The organism is Candidatus Poribacteria bacterium, from assembly GCA_021295715.1.
Lineage (GTDB): Bacteria > Poribacteria > WGA-4E > WGA-4E > WGA-3G > WGA-3G.
Map to the genome: position 1 here is coordinate 28,389 of JAGWBV010000013.1, position 16,077 is coordinate 44,465.

Below are 16,077 nucleotides of genomic sequence, written 5' to 3' on the forward strand. Positions count from 1 at the left end.
CCCCATTAAAAAACCAGAGACAGCGTAAAGGACGCACGAAACATGGATTTAGGATTGCGTGGCAAACGTGCAATCGTTACCGGCGGTAGCCGAGGCATAGGTAGGCAGTGTGCCCTCGCACTCGCACGAGAAGGCGTTCACGTCTGCATTGCTGCCCGAACTCACGACGCACTCAATCAAACACTCTCGGCACTTGAGCAGGCTGGATCCGAGGGACATGCTGTCGCAGGCGATCTAAATATACCCGCGAATTGTGAGAAGGTGGTGCAGGAGACAGTGGATCGCTTTGGCGGTATTGACATCCTCGTCAATAATGTCGGTGCCGCTCGGAATGCCGATATTTTGGAACTGACACCTAACCTGATTGATGAAGCTCTTTCACTGAAAACCTATAGTTACCTTCGAATGTCTCAATTGGTTATTCCTTACATGAAGGAAAACCGATGGGGACGCATCATCAATGTCGCAGGTTCAGCCGGTACAAGCCCGACTCGTGGCAACATACCGACTGGGGCTGCTAACATCACTATTCTTAACATTACACGTGCGCTCTCTGATGCTGTCGCAGGTGACGGCATTTTGGTAAATACCGTTTGTCCGGGATTGACGAACACCGGTCGAGCACGCACGCAGCAAGGTGTAAGAGCGGAGCGTGAGGGACGCGATGTTGAAGCGTTGTTGGCGGAACTCGGACAAGAACTCCCTGCGGGGCGGATTGCAGAACCCGAAGAGGTTGCAAATGTTGTAACCTTCTTAGCCTCTGACGCCTGCTCCTACATGTTTGGGAGCGCGCTTTATATGGATGGTGGTAAACGCCGTTCAACACCATAAGGGTATCAAAATCTGGACAGAGACGATTGCTTTCCCGACATCAGGTCAAACAAAAAAAGAATTACTGTGAAGGAGGTTGTTGAAATGAAAACTGTTAAGAGTTTATCAACCCACAAATCTCTCCTCTCCATACTGGTGTGTGTTGCTATTTTCGCATGGACTTCCACCAGTTTTGGCGAAGTTTTATACCTCGACGATTTTGAAGACGGGAAAATTGACGGAAAATATGAATTTAAAAACCATGACGGCGATTGGGTAGAAAAAGGGGGCGTTATCAGTCAAACGCATGAAGCACCTGGAGATCACACTTATCTCGTTCTTGATGGTGGTTTTCCAGAACCACATACCGGTTTAGTGATGATTCGCGTTGATGATTGGGGAGACGGCGACCTTGCCCGGTGTGGACTCGGATTCCGTCTTGATCCAGGAGATGCCTCCGGTTACGCCTTCCTGATCCATCATTTTCTCAACAACATGGAGTTCCTCAATGACCATCTCGCCTGGAAACAGAATGACACCGAACCGCCTTTCGGAGAAATAGAACTCGGTACATGGTACTGGATGAAGGCTGAGATATCCGATAAAGGGTTTACCGGTAAAATCTGGGAAGAAGGCAAAGATGAACCCAAAGACTGGCTTCTTGAAAGTAAACTTGACTTTGGAAACGTCAGACCTGAGAGCGGGCAAGTTGGGCTCAACGGTGGTTCAAGCAGAGGCGCGCCTGCGCTGACCATTGTCTCATTTGACAATTGGGCTATCTGCGAGACTGCTGACGAGTGTACACCGGACGAAATCCTCGCTGTTCAAGCCACTGGCAAACTTCCAACCGTTTGGGGCGCGCTCAAAGCACGCTACTAATATAATTTACTGGTTATCGGTAACAAGAGGGTTCTGTTAACCAGAGTCCTCTTTAACTGATAACTGACAACCGAAGACAATTAACGCTGGCAACTACTTATAACGTGGATTCATATCCACATACACACTAATGTATGGGAACAATTTTACTTGTCATTTTCGGGATCGTCATCTTTGTTGCATGTATCCTGATTTTCTTCCAAATTTTGCAAGCAATTTTCGTCTTCCTATTTTCCGTCGCCTTGTTCATCATTGTTGTTGGCGGCGCGTTTCTGATTCTCAGGAAAATCTACAGAGGATAGAAGATACTCCCACGTAAGGAGACCTCGCTTGCACGTTTCCCACACATAAAAGTATCAAAGGAGATTCACTAATGCTGAAAAAGGTTCTTCTTTTTTCACTAATTCTGACTATCAGTTTTATCGGAACTCACCTCTCCGCTCAAATCGTCGAAGATGGACTGGTCAGTTATTGGAGTTTCGATGCCAACAATGTTGACGGAAAAACCGTTAAGGACGGAACCGGCAATTATAACGGCTCTATCAAGGGAAATGTGAAAAAAGTCGCTGGTAAAATCGGCGATGCATTGGAGTTCGACGGAAACGAGACAAATTTTGTCGAAATCGACAGTCCAGAAGCGTTTGATTTCAACGCCGATTTCACTTGGTCGGCATGGGTAAAAACCGATAATTCTGGTCCCGGCGTCATCTTCGCCAAAACAGGCGGTCCCGGTACTGATGATAAGGGTCCCAAAACCTTATGGCTTCGCAATAGCGTCCTTAACCTCGACACCGGCTGGGTCGGCAACGTCGAAGACTTAGGAAATACCATCGACGATAACAAATGGCATCACATCGCTGTCGCAGGGACACCCGAAGATAGTAAGGTTCAATTTTTCGTTGATGGCGAAGCAACGACCGAGGGCGTGCTTAACCTCGCCCAATTCCCAGAAGATGAATGGGCAAGTATTCACATGTTTATCGGTTTAGATGGGAGAGCCGACGGTGAATTCGGTGTTTTCACCGGTATCATAGACGAATTCAGCATCTATGATCGAGTCCTTGACGAAGCCGAAGTCGATCAGAATTTTAAATCTGATACGGGACTTGCAGTTGAACCCAACGACAAACTTGCTGTGACATGGGGGACTCTCAAAGCACACCGATAAGACACTATACACTTCGTAGGCACGTCTCCAGACGTGCCTACCCGACTTTTTTATACAGGCAGCAAAATGAATGTCGAGAACCGAACCATCTTTGAAGGTGACAATTTGCATGTGCTTCGCGGTCTTGACGCTGATACGATTGATCTGATTTATCTCGACCCACCTTTCAACTCCAACCGAACTTTTGAAGCACCGACAGAGAGCGAAGCAGCAGGCGCAGCATTCAAAGACTCCTGGACGCAAAATGATTTAGATAGCGCGTGGCACGGTGAACTGGCAGAGAAAGCACCCGATCTTTACCACGCCATCAGTACCACTGAATTCACTCACGGAAAGTCCATGAAAGCCTATCTGATTATGATGGGTATCCGGATGCTGGAGATGTATCGAATCCTGAAACCGACAGGAACCCTCTATCTCCATTGCGATGACAACGCCAGTCACTACCTGAAAATGATGATGGATGGCATTTTCGGGAGAGACAATTTTAGGAACGAGATCGTTTGGCAAAGGGCTGTAACCAGCAAAGGGAATCTCAAAAAAGGATTGGCGCGAGACTCCGATCTTATTCTCCGGTATTCAAAAAGCAACGATTTCGTGTGGAATCCTGATGCTGTCACGATCCCCTACGATATGCGGGACCTCGACGAAAAAACCAAACGTCAATATTATTACGTTGAACCCGGCACCGGACGCCTTGTATCGCATACTTCTATCACCGCTCAGACGCAGGACCCCGATTCTCATCTCACCTATGAGGTGATGGGCATCACCCGAACATGGCGGTGGGCAGAACCGCGGATGCGAAAGGAGATCGAAGCCGGACGCGTCGTGCAAACACGCCCCGGAAACGTTCCCCGATACAAACGGTATCTTGATGAACAGAAAGGTAAAACGCTGAATAATATCTGGGTAGATATTCCTAACTTAACGGCACGAAATAAAGAACGAATCGGGTATCCCACACAGAAACCTATCGCTTTGTTGGAGCGAATTATTCGTGCCAGCAGTAATCCGGGGGACATGGTGCTCGATCCTTTCTGCGGATGTGCTACCACATGTATTGCCGCAGAACGACTACAACGCCACTGGGTCGGTATCGATTTAAGCCCTAAATCTTTCAAACTGGCGAAAACTCGTCTTGAACAGCACGGTATTATCAAGGAGATCATCCACCAAAAGGGTGCTCCTAAACTTTACCAGCAGGATCGAACCTGTAAACACAGGCTGTTTGGACTTCAGGAAGGCAAATGCAACACCTGTCAAACATTATCCCCTTTTCGCAATATGACAATCGACGCTATTGTAGCGCAATCCAAAGGAGACACTGATACTCCTGATAACCTTCAGTTGTTGTGCAGCGCGTGCAAATGGATGAAGAGGCGCGGCACACAGGATTAACTGGTTCAGACATTGAAAAACGAAGGAATGTTACCATGAAAAAACTTATGAATTTCGGTAAGGTTGCAGGCAGATTGATAGCAGCTGCTACGCTGATATTCTTCTTAACGCACCTTACAGCGGTTGCAAAGCGTGATAAACAGTACGTCGCCAAACAAATCACGAACCTTAAAGTAGACGGCAATCTCGGTGAATGGGAACGTGCCGAAGCCGTTGCCTTTGATGAACTGAAAGATGTGGGGGCAGGTCTTCCTAAAGCCAGTGATTTCACGGGACAAGGCAAAGTCGCGTGGAGTGCCAAAGATCCAACCCGTATCTATTTCGCTGTTGAAATCACAGACGACAAACTCCAAGATATTAACCCCCCTGATGCCACCTGGTGGAACGATGACAGCGTCGAATTTATGTTTGATTTTGACAATGGTATGGTCAGAGAGAGCCTCGTTCAGTGGACGCTCGGCGCGAATGGCAAGGACTTATCCGCTGCAGCAGGCAAGGAAAATACCGAATGGGTGCTGGTCAATAAAGGAAACGATTACATCTATGAAGTTGCTATCGATCCGACGAAGCCGCGGGGTAACCCGCAGTTTGCTAATCCCGGGAAAGGTAAAGATTTCAAAGCGAAAGATGGATTGACCATCGGACTTAGCTTCCACGCGAACGATTGTGAGGGCGGTAGCCGCGAACATCAGATCGGATGGATGCCGGGCGGTGCCTGGGATGCCCTCTTCTACGGCGACCTAATTTTTGACGACGAAGTATTAGCCGTTGAACCTTCAGGTAAACTTGCTTTAACGTGGGGTGCCTTAAAACAGTAAGGTTACAAGCGGATCAAGTGTACCTACAAAGCATCCGTATCAACACTCTAACTAAGACACCGAGCCTAATCAGAAACCGTAATTCTTTCTAATTGCTTGGACCACGCTTGGCGACATATTAAATATGCCAAAACCTAACGCTTCTTTTACATCTGGAATTACGTTCCGCGCGCTCCTGATTGGCACCCTCCTCGTTATCGGGAACGCCTACTGGCTCGCCTACGCGGCGGAAATGATCCAGCCGCAGTTCCTCCTCAACTTCGTCTCGCTTTTTTTTAACGCGCTTTTCACTCTTTTCGCCGTTATCGCTTTCAACCTCGTTTGGAAAAAACTTTCGCCGCGCAACGCGCTGACTGCACAAGAACTCCTCGTTATCTATATTATGGTCGTCATGGTATCAACGATCGGCGGTCATTCCATGATGACGTTCCTGATCGGCACACTCGCCCATCCGTTCCGGTTCGCTACTATCGAAAACGAATGGTCATCTCTCTTTTGGCGTTACATTCCGACATGGTTTGTGCCTGAAGACTATGCACTGGATGCCTACTTTAAGGGAGGCTTGAGTTTTTATCTTCCAAAGCATCTACGCGGCTGGATGGTTCCGATCCTCGTCTGGACAGGATTTGTCGCGCTCCTCTGGTTCACACTAATATGTCTCAATAGCATCATCCGCGTTCAGTGGACGGAGCGCGAAAAGTTGGCATACCCGATCATCCAACTACCGCTTCAGATGGCGCAGGGTCGGAAAAGTTTTTACAGAAACAGCACGATGTGGATAGGCTTTTCGGTCGCTGCGTTTATTGAACTCCTTGCAGGATTAAGCCACCTATTCCCTCAAGTTCCCGCTATTCAGTTGAGTTCTTATTCTATTACGCACTTGTTCACGGACAAGCCTTGGAACGCTGTCGGGTGGGTGCCTTTATCTATCTATCCGTTTATTATAGGACTCACATTTTTTGTCCCGTTGGACATCTCGATGTCCGCATGGTTCTTCTACCTGTTTGGTAAAGCGGAACGAGTGGTTCGCATGGGGATGTTAGGTGAAGGTGAACTCTATTTTGCAGAGCGGGCAGGTGGCGCATGGCTTGCAGTCGGTATCTTGGCACTGTGGGGAACCCGGAGACATCTCCGTGACGTTATCCTGAATTGCTTGATGACCAAAAAAGCGTATGATGATTCAAACGAACCGATGCCTTACCGTGTTGCTGTCGCTGGATTAATCCTCGGAAGCATCGGACTCACCCTATTTTCGGTAAAGGCAGGTATGTCCTTGGGCGGTGTACTCGGCTTTATTGTCATTTTCACCTTAATGGCACTCGGTGTTACCCGCGTGCGTGCCGAATTCGGTCCGCCATCACATGAGATCCTCGCGCTCGATCCAGCACGATTGATGGTGGTCACCTTTGGGGCGCGATTCGTCGGGACGGGTAATCTCACAATCATCTCCTTCTACTACTGGCTCAATCGACTCAACGTTTCCCATCCGATGCCGAATCAATTGGAGGGATTTAAACTTGCAGAACGTGCCGGTATCAACAGTCGAAAACTGGTTTGGGTGATGATGTTCGCGATTATCATCGGTACACTTGCTTCATTTTGGGCGTTCCTCTATCTCCTTTATGAGACCGGGGCATTTGCTGTACACGGTTACATCATCGGTATCGGCGAGGAGGTATTCGGTAGACGTTTAGAACGGTGGCTCAACAATCCGACCGGCCCGAATTGGGATGGGACACAATCCATGAGTATCGGCGCAGGGATGACGTGGATTCTCTATTTTCTGCGGCATAAATTTATCTGGTGGCCCTTCCATCCGATCGGATACGTGATGACAGCTGCAACGTGGGGTGGGCTCGCTGATTTCTGGTTCTCCGTGTATATCGGTTGGATGATAAAAGCCATTATTGTTTCAATCTTCGGTCTACGTGCACATCAACGCGCTATTCCGTTCTTTCTGGGATTGGTAATGGGCGACTATGTGTTCGTAGGGGGGTGGGCACTCATCGGCACCCTGTTCGATATGCCGACTTATGTGCTCTGGTCGCCTTGAGGCGGACGCAAAACCACATTATAGTAAAGTTTAGAATTAATGAGACACTCTAAAGAGGCGAAGATACAATCCTCGCCAGCAGCGGGACGGGTTGTTTCGCTATGCAACAGTCTACATATTTTTCGACTTTACTATAAATGACACAGGTTAGGTAAAGGAGTTATATCTGAATGTACAACTTAAATGGAAAAGTCGCCTTAGTGACGGGAGCAGGCGGCAAAAACGGTATCGGACGTGCCACTGCGACACGCTTGGCGAAAGAGGGTGCCGATGTTGCCGTCAACGACATTACCGAACACCCCTACGCCGCAGACCAAGCGGATTGGCAAGGCGTATCCGATGTCGTTCGTGAAATAGAGGCGATAGGACAACGCGCCATCAGCGTTGTTGCAGACGTTTCAGATGCGGCACAGGTAAAAGAGATGGTGGACCAGACCGTCGCACACTTCGGCAAAATCGACATCCTCGTCAACAATGCCGGGACGATGGCTGGTAAGGATCGTGTGCCTGTCGTAGATCTGGCTGAAGAAGATTGGGATAGAGTCCAGCGGGTCAATGTGAAAGGCGTATTCCTCTGTTCACAAGCAGTGGCACGTCATCTCATCGCACAGGGAACCGGAGGCAAAATTATCAATATGTCTTCTGTCACTGGGAAACGGGGATCGGCGCGCTTCGCTGCCTACAGTGCCTCGAAATTCGCTGTGATCGGCTTCACACAATCGCTCGCGTGTGAACTCGCACCCTATCAGGTGAATGTCAATGCTATTTGCCCTGGGCTTGTCGACACGGAGCGATTTGGACATCTTGCATCTGTGCTAATGCCTGAGAATCTTTCCGCTGATGAACAGCTCGCGGAATACGCACGCCGCTCTGAAGCAGCCGTACCCATCGGGCGACTCGCCGAGGGAGCAGATGTCGCCAAGATGGCTGCTTTCCTCGCCTCAGACGAAGCCGCCTACCTATCAGGGGTTTCCATCACCGTCTCAGGCGGGACAGTGATGGATTAAGCATTAACGCAAGATGCGTTGATCACTGAGATCTTTCCCACCGACACTCTTGACGATAGATGCCCCACGCCACTCTTTGACTTCCAATTCGTGGAAGGCGTTAACAATGTTATACTGCGTCGGAAGGTCTTCCCAACGCGCTTTGTGGAATTCGACGGTGCCCTCGCCGCGCCACTGCTCCTGCACAACTCTGTTCGGTGTATGCGATGGCGTTAGCACGGCATAGGCGATATCCTCGGTGCCCCATACACCCGTTCTCGGCATATATTTATAATGTAGTGTGCCAGTGAGCGGTTGTTCATCACTCGCCTGCGGCGGAGGCGACGCGGGGGGTATCGTGACCTGTTCCGTCGCTCTCACGCGCATGTCCATGAACTTAAAACCGAGCCAACTGGCGGTGCAGTGTGTCTCACCGTTAAAAGTTATCGGATCTGGAAGTGCGCAATAGATTTTGGAGAATCCTAACTCCTCACGTCCTGTCAAAATCGGATCTGTCAGATTTTCCCACAGCACCGTCAACAGAGACCCCGTCGCTCTGTCTACTTCACCTTCATATACCACTGGAAAACTAACGCCGAGGGTATTGTAACCCCGTCCTGCGAGCCACTCGATTTCCTTCATATAGCCACCAGATACAGACACAACCGGCTCGCCGTTGAGTGCGAAGCCTGGCGGTAGAAAAGCCTCAAGTTGCTCGCTATTTGTCAGGAAACTCACCGAAACTGACGTTGATTTCGGGTTATCCTTACACTCAAATTTTCTACCATCGGGTCCGTATCTCGGTCCCGTCCTCGGTCCAAAATGTGTCGGCATCCGATACATCGCGTTCGGATCTAATTTATAGCCCATCTCATTCCCTCCATGTCTCGGATAGTATGTCTCTATTGTATCAATATAGGACGGAATGTCAAGTCCTAATCGCAGTTTTTGAATCGTGAGACTTGATTGATTTCAGGACTAAAGTGTAATATAATACTTTCAATGCCACGTTGAAAGGAACAATTTGACCTCTATGGACTTTAAACGCGACATGTGCAAAGTAATCATAACTTTTATCACCGCTACATGCCTTGTAACGGGTTGCGAAAAAATTCCAACCCAGATGATTACGACGGAACCTATTGACAAAGTCGCTGTTGCGACTATTTCTGAAATAGAGGGTAGTGGTTTGACCGGCACAGCAACCCTCACGGAAACGGATGGAGTGGTTCACGTTGTCATCGAAATTCAGAACGCCACTCCGGGTCTACATGCTATGCATCTTCACATCGGTAGCAGCTGCAATGACATAGGACCGCATTGGCATCCGATGGGAGTTCCAGCAGGGACGCCCGGCATCCCCGTTGTTCAAGCAACACTCGATACGCCACCTATCGGCGTAGGCGAAGTCGGGAACATCTCTGTCGGTGAGGATGGCACGGGTATTCTGGAATTTAAGACCCCATTCTGGTCCATTGGAGGAGATTCAGAGACTGACATCCTCGGTAAACTGATTATGGTTCACGAAACCGGAGACACCTTCCTAACCAATCCGCATGCACAACACATGAACATACAGATGGATATGAATATGGAGACAGTCCAACCGCATTTCCACCCAGCGGGGACACCCCCACACTCCCATGCCAACCCACAGACGACGACACCTCCAATCCAACCGGGAGGCGGTGCCAAAATCGGCTGTGGCTTGATAGAACTTATGAAATAAACTCCGCCGTAAGAGCGAACTGTGCTTGTGATTCCACTAAATGGTAGATGCGATTTCATCAAGGTTTAGAATTTAATTAGGTAATGTGGAATGGTAATTGTCTGAATCAGGATTTTCAGGATTCAAGGATTCTCAGGATTGCAGACGCGTCTCGGTTGAGAATTCTCCTGTATAGAATTACCGAAATATTTATTGAAACTTCATCCAACCACACCTATTTATTACACTTCACCTGCTTCTCTTAACGCATAAGCAATAAGCGATTCATTTAGATATATCCTGTTTTCCTGCAACACAATACTTCTATATAGAGATCTCGCAACAAGGAAAGACGGTCCAAGTGCCAAAGTGCAACAAGTGGACTATTATTACTGATGACTGGCTTTGTGGGCATTCTCAAGTTCCTCTTGGAGATCTTCAGCTGTACCAAACAGAGAAAGCCCGTAATCCGCCATCAGATACCAGAAATCTTCACGCGACACACCTGCAAGACGGGCAGCGAGGCCGCTGCTGAGTTCTTCGTTTTCGTAATACTTCATCGCCAGCGCGACACGCGTTTCCTTATCAATTTCAAAGGGTTCTTGCCGTGGAGTCAGTAGTTCTACGATGCCTTCCGGCAATTTGACACCTGTTTTCTTTTCAAACGCCTCAATACTGCCGTATGTATTATGAAACTTATCTGCGATGTCTACACCTTGAAGTATAGCAGCGGTCAGATCCCGTTGTGCTTCCTCCCATTTTTCAATGCGTAACCACGCTTTACCCCGCGTATAGTAGGACTCGGCGACCTTTGGTTTCAGGCCTATCACTTGACTATAGTCAGCAATCGCCTTTTCCATTTCGCCTTTGTAGCGATAGGCGTTACCGCGATGACTATACGCCTCTGTATAGTCCGGGTTCAACTCTATCACCGTAGTAAAGTCTTTGATCGCTTGGTTAAAATCGTGCTTTATAAGGTAAGTCCCACCGCGATTGTAATAAGCACCGACATGGTCAGGTTTACGCTTTATCGATTTGTCAAAGTCTTTAATGGCAAGATCAGTTTTGCCTTTGATGCCGTAGGCAGCACCGCGATTATAATATGCTTCGGCGTAATTAGGCTTTTGATTAATGGCTTTGTTATAGTCTTTAATTGCCCGGTCCCGATCACCCTTTAGGCAGTAAGCAAGCCCACGATTGTTGTAAACTACAAAATGATCCGGATTTAACTCTATCGCCCTGTTATAGTCGTTGATTGCAAGGTCATATTTTCCTTTGTTGTGGTATGCTACACCACGATTGACATACGGACTGGAATAATTTGGAGCCAATTGTATTGCAGTGCTGTAATCCTCAATTGCTATGTCAATCTCATTTTCGGAGTGAACAAGCCCACGATTGTTATAGGCGTTAGCATTGCATGGGTCAAGGGCAATCGCTTTCGTGAAATCTTCAATTGCCTTATCATGTTCCCCTTGACTACCATAGGCAGCACCACGGTCATTATAGATAGTAGCATAGTTTGAATCATGTGGAGTCTCTAAAGCCAGAGTCAGTTTAATCGCTTCATTATAGTCCTCAATTGCTTTTTCATACTCGCCTCTGTAGAAATATGCAATACCGCGATTGCAGTAAGAGCCTGCATACTCTGGATCCAATTCTATCGCTGCGCTGAACTTGTTGACAGCAAGATTGTACTCGCCATTTTCGGCGTGCTCAATGCCAGAGGCATTGAGCAACTCAACACTGTCCTGCTTTGGGGATAGTGTATTGTCGGTATAAGCAGAACTGGAGTTGTAATATACAAGAGTAGGTTCTTGACTCAGTTGTTGCCCCACTTTTTACCTCCACAATGCTGGTTACTTGAGCGTAATGATAACATACTTGATTAGTAGATGTCAAATGAAAAACCGAAAATTGAGAATTAAGGAGCAAAACGAAATAACCCGTGTTGCTTCCATCAAATCCCTTGAATTAAACACAGAATCGCGGTATCATGCGACAAACCTCGAACGGAGCCAGATGATGAAAATCAAAGACATACAAACAGTCCGAATCAACGTACCACCGCGTGATATCAAACGGACGGAACCTCGCCGTGAGCCGTGGAATGTCCACGCCGAAGTCGCCAATCCGATGTCGCGCTACCCACAATACAAGCGCCACCGTTCCAGTTGGATGCCGAAGACATGGGATCAGGTCTATGTCAAAGTCACCGCTGAGGACGGCACTTGGGGGATAGGAGAGACCTCTTTCGGCACACCCGTCGCTGCAATCATTGATGAACACTTCGCACCGATGCTGATCGGTGAAAACTGCTTTGCCGTTGAAAAGATCTCGGATATGATGTTCCGTATGTCCAAACCTTACGGTTCACAAGGCTTAACGAGTTGCGCGATGAGCGGCGTTGACATCGCTTTGTGGGATCTGAACGGCAAAATTAAGAACCAACCCGTCTATGAGCTGCTTGGCGGACCGTTGCGTGAAAAAATGTTCGCTTACGCCACCGGCAACGATACCGATTGGCAGTTGGAACTCGGATTCAAAGCCGTGAAATTGGCGTGTCCCTACGGACCGGTAGACGGCGAATGGGGCTTGAAAGAGAACGAAAAACTGGTCGCGAAGACCAGAGAGACAGTCGGTGACGACGTTGAAATTATGCTCGACTGCTACATGGCTTTCGATGTCGATTATACCATCCGCTTAGCACATCGCCTCCGTCCGTATCGTCTCAAGTGGATTGAGGAGTTTCTCATTCCAGAGGATATTGATGGCTTAGTAAAAGTCAGAGAGGCTGTCGATTGGGTAAGCTTAGCAAGTGGCGAACACCACTACACCCGTTTCCCATTTCAGCAGATTATCGAAAAACGGTGCTTGGATATTCTGCAACCCGATACCTTCTGGGTAGGTGGAATCACAGAATGCGTTAAAATCTGTCATCTCGCAGATGCCGCTGGACTCACCGTTATCTTCCACGGAGGCGGACTTCGGCAATCTGGACTCCATCTTTCCGCTGCTATGCCGAATACGCCTTGGGTAGAATACTATCTCGGCACCCCACCGGGTGTTCCGTTAGAGGAAACAAAACTATTTGAAGGCGAATCGTTCCCAACGGATAGCTACATTTCTCCAAACGACGGTCCTGGACTCGGTTTGCACATTGAAGAGGCGTGGCTAACGCCGAGGAATCCGCGATAATATGATCCGCTACATCACCTTTCTGATCTTATTCTGTATCGGTGGTAACGCGTCTGCCCAAACGCTCATTGATTCTATCATCGCGGTCGTCAACGAGGATGCGATCACACGCAGCGAACTCGAAGATGAATTTCGGATCGCTACAGTCTTTTTGGGAACACGCCCGGATGCGCCACCAAGTGCTGGCGAGAAACGCGCGACACTCAATACCATTATCAACCGCAAATTCGTCCTACAAGAAGCCGAACGACGCGGCATCGTTGTAACCGAGCGTGAAACACAAGTCGCCGCAAAAACAGCAGAAATTTCCGCCAAATATGCTTCGGAGACAGCGTTCCAAAACGCTTTGGAGCAGTCCGAATTGGAAAAAGCGGCAATAGAAGCATGGGTCTACGAGCAGTTGATTTACGATGAATTCTTTCGCCGCATCTTCTTCAACGCCATCAACAGCGAAGAGGTGGCGAGGTTAGCCAAGTCATATTACAATGCCAATGGTTCTGAGTTTATTGTGCCACCGACAGTTACCTTCAAATCATTACTTATTTCTATCCCGAAAGATGGATCCGAGGTAGAAAAACAGGCGGACGAGGACCTGGTGCGAAAACTCAATGAACGTTTACAACAGAACGAGACCTTTCAGGCAGTACGTGAAATTTATGAAAAACAGTTAGAACTCAGATTCGAGGTCGCAACGCTTGAAATTGATACCCCCTTAGGGGCTATCGTAACGAAATTACAAGTTTCTGAACGGAGTACACCCCTCCGCCTCTCGGAGGGATACCAAATCGTTGAACGCATTCGGAATAACTCAGCGTATCAAAAAACGTATGAAGAAGTCAGTGAGGAAATCACAGAGCGGATTCGGCAGAATTTGGCAAACGAACAGTTTGAGGCGTGGTTAATCAGACGGAAAGAAGAGGAAACTTGGCATATTTTGGATGATGAACTTGCCCAGGAAGAGAGCGAGGAGAGGTAAACGGATGCGGTGCAATCTACCTCGAAAACGTGATACAGGGAGAAAAAACACAACTGGATGGGGACCTTTTGTCATTGTTACGCTTCTGTTTATGCTCGCTGCGTTGGCATCTGGAGACGATATAGCGGACTACCCTAAAGAATTCCAGAAGCAGTTGAAAGATGCCCAACATGCATTTCAAGCGGAGGACTGGCACGAGGCACTCCGTTTATATCAGGCACTCGCCAAAAAGGCACCAGATTTTCCGATTGTCTATATCGGCGCGGGAGATGCTGCCGCAAAACTGCCGGATTATCCCTCCGCTATCACTGCTTTCCAACATGCCTTGCGACTCCTTTCAACACACCCCCAAGGTGATATTACAATATCCCGCCTACAACTTACAGTGCAAGGCAAACTCGCTGCTGCATATCATCGCAATAAACAACTCGATGAAGCCGACACATGGTTCCAAAAAGCCGTTAAAAGTGCAGGCGAAGATGCCCCCGTGGCATGGTATCTTGCCTTAGGACAGATTGAAACTGAGCGTGGAAACTTAGAGCAAGCACGCAGATACTATATCGTTGCTGTGCAGCTACATCCAGAAACGACCGCTGCCTACAATAACCTTGGGCACATTCTTCTCAAACTCAACCGTATCGACGAAGCCGATGCCGTATTTCGGGAAGCACTCACGCAAGACGAGACACTTGCAAGTGCCGCCTTCGGGCGCGGTGAAATTGGTGCCAGACGCGGACACTACGCCGTCGCCCAACGTTTCTATGAACGTGCCATCCGATATACCCCAGATGAACCTATCTTTTACAAATCGCTCGCAGATGTTCTCCGTAATATGGGGAACAATGGAGACGCTGAAGTTGCCGAAGCACGTTATCGCCGCACGCTGGCGGAACGCTACCGTCGCCAAGCACACTGGTTCCTTGAAAAAGGACAACCACAGAATGCTTTAACACCCTTACAAAAGGCATTTGAAACGGATGAAACCTTTAGTCCCGCTTTGAAAGATTACGCCTACGTCCAGATGCAACTCGGCAAGTTCGCAGATGCAAAGCAAATGTACCAACGTGTCCTCACGATAGAGCCTGCTTCACGTCAGGCACTTCTGCACCTCGGCATGATAGAAGATAGACTCGGAAACCAAGCCGCAGCGGTTTCACACTATCTCTCGCTTATCCGACACGAACCGGATTTTATGGACACCTACGTTCAACTCGCAAACTTGCACGAGAGGTCGGAGGACTTACAAGCTTCCGTAAACGCGCTCACGATGGGGATACAACACGAACCGACATGGGCACCCGGATACTTGTGGCGTGGAAAGATTTACCAAAAACAGAATGAATCCAGCATAGCAGAAACCGATTTCCGTCGCGCCATTCAACTCGCGCCAGATGTCCCGTTTCCGAAAGCGGCATTAGCGTCGCTACTTGCAACGGAAAATAGGGAACTTGACGAGGCACTCACCCTTGCCGAAATCGCCGTTAAAAGCGAAGACCAACCGACACATCGCGCCACACTTGCTTTCGTCTATTATCGTCTCAACCGAATTTCTGATGCGCGTCGTGAAATTGAAACTGCTTTCGCACAAGCTCCGAAAAACCCCTATATTTTGAGAATTCGGTCAGAAATCCTAAAAGCCGATCCATAGAATCAACTTCCAAATAATGACTCCTGCGTTTTTTTCTTGAAAATTAAAGCAGAAAATAGTATAATTCATCAAGATTGTATGGTACATGAACTTGGAGAGTCATATTCTAACCTGAACAGGCTTTATTGTCTCGAAGCTGCATCATGAGATTCATGGCTCTTCCATAACTATTTACTTTAGTATATAGAATAAGGAAGTATTCAGTATAAGGAGCACTAACAATGTTAAAGTTTCAGATGATTTTAATCGCCATTTTGGTTTGTTGTTTTGCCTTTGTATCCTGTGACAGAGCTCAGCAGATCATGACACCGGTTACGGATGACATGATGACAGAAAGTGACTCGGAAATGATGGACGGCACCATGATGGATGACGGCACCATGATGGATGACGGCACCATGATGGATGACGGCACCATGATGGATGACGGCA

The 16,077-nt window shown here is 48.2% G+C and carries 14 protein-coding genes; 12 read left to right on the plus strand and 2 right to left on the minus strand.

Annotated elements, in window-relative coordinates:
• The first annotated feature begins 42 nt into the window (after positions 1–42).
• The 7 genes from J4G07_05765 (at position 43) to J4G07_05795 (ending at position 8,136) form a co-directional block, all read left to right on the plus strand.
• Positions 43–831, plus strand: a complete 789-nt coding sequence (locus tag J4G07_05765) for an SDR family oxidoreductase (protein ID MCE2413492.1) — start codon at positions 43–45, stop codon at positions 829–831.
• An 84-nt stretch (positions 832–915) separates the two neighbouring features.
• The gene (locus tag J4G07_05770; protein MCE2413493.1) at positions 916–1,689 is read left to right on the plus strand and encodes a hypothetical protein; all 774 of its coding nucleotides are present in this window, start codon (positions 916–918) and stop codon (positions 1,687–1,689) included.
• 373 nt (positions 1,690–2,062) lie between these two features.
• Positions 2,063–2,857: a LamG domain-containing protein gene (locus tag J4G07_05775; protein ID MCE2413494.1), complete on the plus strand. Its 795-nt coding sequence runs from the start codon at positions 2,063–2,065 to the stop codon at positions 2,855–2,857.
• 66 nt (positions 2,858–2,923) lie between these two features.
• Entirely contained in the window at positions 2,924–4,258 is a 1,335-nt protein-coding gene (locus tag J4G07_05780) for an HNH endonuclease (GenBank protein MCE2413495.1), read from the plus strand.
• Positions 4,259–4,293: 35 nt separating this feature from the next.
• Positions 4,294–5,076, plus strand: a complete 783-nt coding sequence (locus J4G07_05785) for a hypothetical protein (protein MCE2413496.1) — start codon at positions 4,294–4,296, stop codon at positions 5,074–5,076.
• A gap of 124 nt (positions 5,077–5,200) precedes the next feature.
• A complete protein-coding gene (locus J4G07_05790; GenBank protein MCE2413497.1) occupies positions 5,201–7,129 on the plus strand; it encodes a hypothetical protein in 1,929 nt (642 codons plus the stop codon).
• A gap of 170 nt (positions 7,130–7,299) precedes the next feature.
• Positions 7,300–8,136, plus strand: coding sequence for a 3-oxoacyl-ACP reductase FabG (locus J4G07_05795; protein ID MCE2413498.1), 837 nt, complete (start codon positions 7,300–7,302; stop codon positions 8,134–8,136).
• A 3-nt stretch (positions 8,137–8,139) separates the two neighbouring features.
• Here J4G07_05795 and J4G07_05800 read toward each other — a convergent pair whose 3' ends face one another.
• Positions 8,140–8,985, minus strand: a complete 846-nt coding sequence (locus tag J4G07_05800; protein MCE2413499.1) for an acetoacetate decarboxylase family protein — start codon at positions 8,983–8,985, stop codon at positions 8,140–8,142.
• A 163-nt stretch (positions 8,986–9,148) separates the two neighbouring features.
• On the opposite strand from J4G07_05800, the gene J4G07_05805 reads away from it, so the two are divergent.
• Complete coding sequence (locus J4G07_05805; GenBank protein MCE2413500.1) at positions 9,149–9,844, plus strand: superoxide dismutase family protein; 696 nt, start codon at positions 9,149–9,151, stop codon at positions 9,842–9,844.
• Positions 9,845–10,212: 368 nt separating this feature from the next.
• On the opposite strand, the gene J4G07_05810 is transcribed toward J4G07_05805, so the two are convergent.
• Positions 10,213–11,661, minus strand: coding sequence for a tetratricopeptide repeat protein (locus J4G07_05810; GenBank protein MCE2413501.1), 1,449 nt, complete (start codon positions 11,659–11,661; stop codon positions 10,213–10,215).
• Between the two features lie 64 nt (positions 11,662–11,725).
• Here J4G07_05810 and J4G07_05815 point away from each other — a divergent pair, with 64 nt between their 5' ends.
• From J4G07_05815 to J4G07_05830, 4 genes are all read left to right on the plus strand, one after another.
• Entirely contained in the window at positions 11,726–13,021 is a 1,296-nt protein-coding gene (locus tag J4G07_05815) for an L-rhamnonate dehydratase (GenBank protein MCE2413502.1), read from the plus strand.
• Between the two features lies 1 nt (position 13,022).
• A complete protein-coding gene (locus J4G07_05820; GenBank protein MCE2413503.1) occupies positions 13,023–13,997 on the plus strand; it encodes a SurA N-terminal domain-containing protein in 975 nt (324 codons plus the stop codon).
• Between the two features lie 4 nt (positions 13,998–14,001).
• Entirely contained in the window at positions 14,002–15,645 is a 1,644-nt protein-coding gene (locus tag J4G07_05825) for a tetratricopeptide repeat protein (protein ID MCE2413504.1), read from the plus strand.
• A gap of 221 nt (positions 15,646–15,866) precedes the next feature.
• Positions 15,867–16,077: hypothetical protein (locus J4G07_05830; GenBank protein MCE2413505.1), on the plus strand; the 211-nt coding region annotated here is incomplete at its 3' end.

What these genes read in the sequence shown, in the direction of transcription:
- J4G07_05765 (MCE2413492.1), top strand. Translation starts at nt 43, where the DNA reads ATGGATTTAGGATTGCGTGGCAAACGTGCAATCGTTACCGGCGGTAGC.
- J4G07_05770 (MCE2413493.1), top strand. Translation starts at nt 916, where the DNA reads ATGAAAACTGTTAAGAGTTTATCAACCCACAAATCTCTCCTCTCCATA.
- J4G07_05775 (MCE2413494.1), top strand. Translation starts at nt 2,063, where the DNA reads ATGCTGAAAAAGGTTCTTCTTTTTTCACTAATTCTGACTATCAGTTTT.
- J4G07_05780 (MCE2413495.1), top strand. Translation starts at nt 2,924, where the DNA reads ATGAATGTCGAGAACCGAACCATCTTTGAAGGTGACAATTTGCATGTG.
- J4G07_05785 (MCE2413496.1), top strand. Translation starts at nt 4,294, where the DNA reads ATGAAAAAACTTATGAATTTCGGTAAGGTTGCAGGCAGATTGATAGCA.
- J4G07_05790 (MCE2413497.1), top strand. Translation starts at nt 5,201, where the DNA reads ATGCCAAAACCTAACGCTTCTTTTACATCTGGAATTACGTTCCGCGCG.
- J4G07_05795 (MCE2413498.1), top strand. Translation starts at nt 7,300, where the DNA reads ATGTACAACTTAAATGGAAAAGTCGCCTTAGTGACGGGAGCAGGCGGC.
- J4G07_05800 (MCE2413499.1), bottom strand. Translation starts at nt 8,985, where the DNA reads ATGGGCTATAAATTAGATCCGAACGCGATGTATCGGATGCCGACACAT.
- J4G07_05805 (MCE2413500.1), top strand. Translation starts at nt 9,149, where the DNA reads ATGGACTTTAAACGCGACATGTGCAAAGTAATCATAACTTTTATCACC.
- J4G07_05815 (MCE2413502.1), top strand. Translation starts at nt 11,726, where the DNA reads ATGAAAAACCGAAAATTGAGAATTAAGGAGCAAAACGAAATAACCCGT.
- J4G07_05820 (MCE2413503.1), top strand. Translation starts at nt 13,023, where the DNA reads ATGATCCGCTACATCACCTTTCTGATCTTATTCTGTATCGGTGGTAAC.
- J4G07_05825 (MCE2413504.1), top strand. Translation starts at nt 14,002, where the DNA reads ATGCGGTGCAATCTACCTCGAAAACGTGATACAGGGAGAAAAAACACA.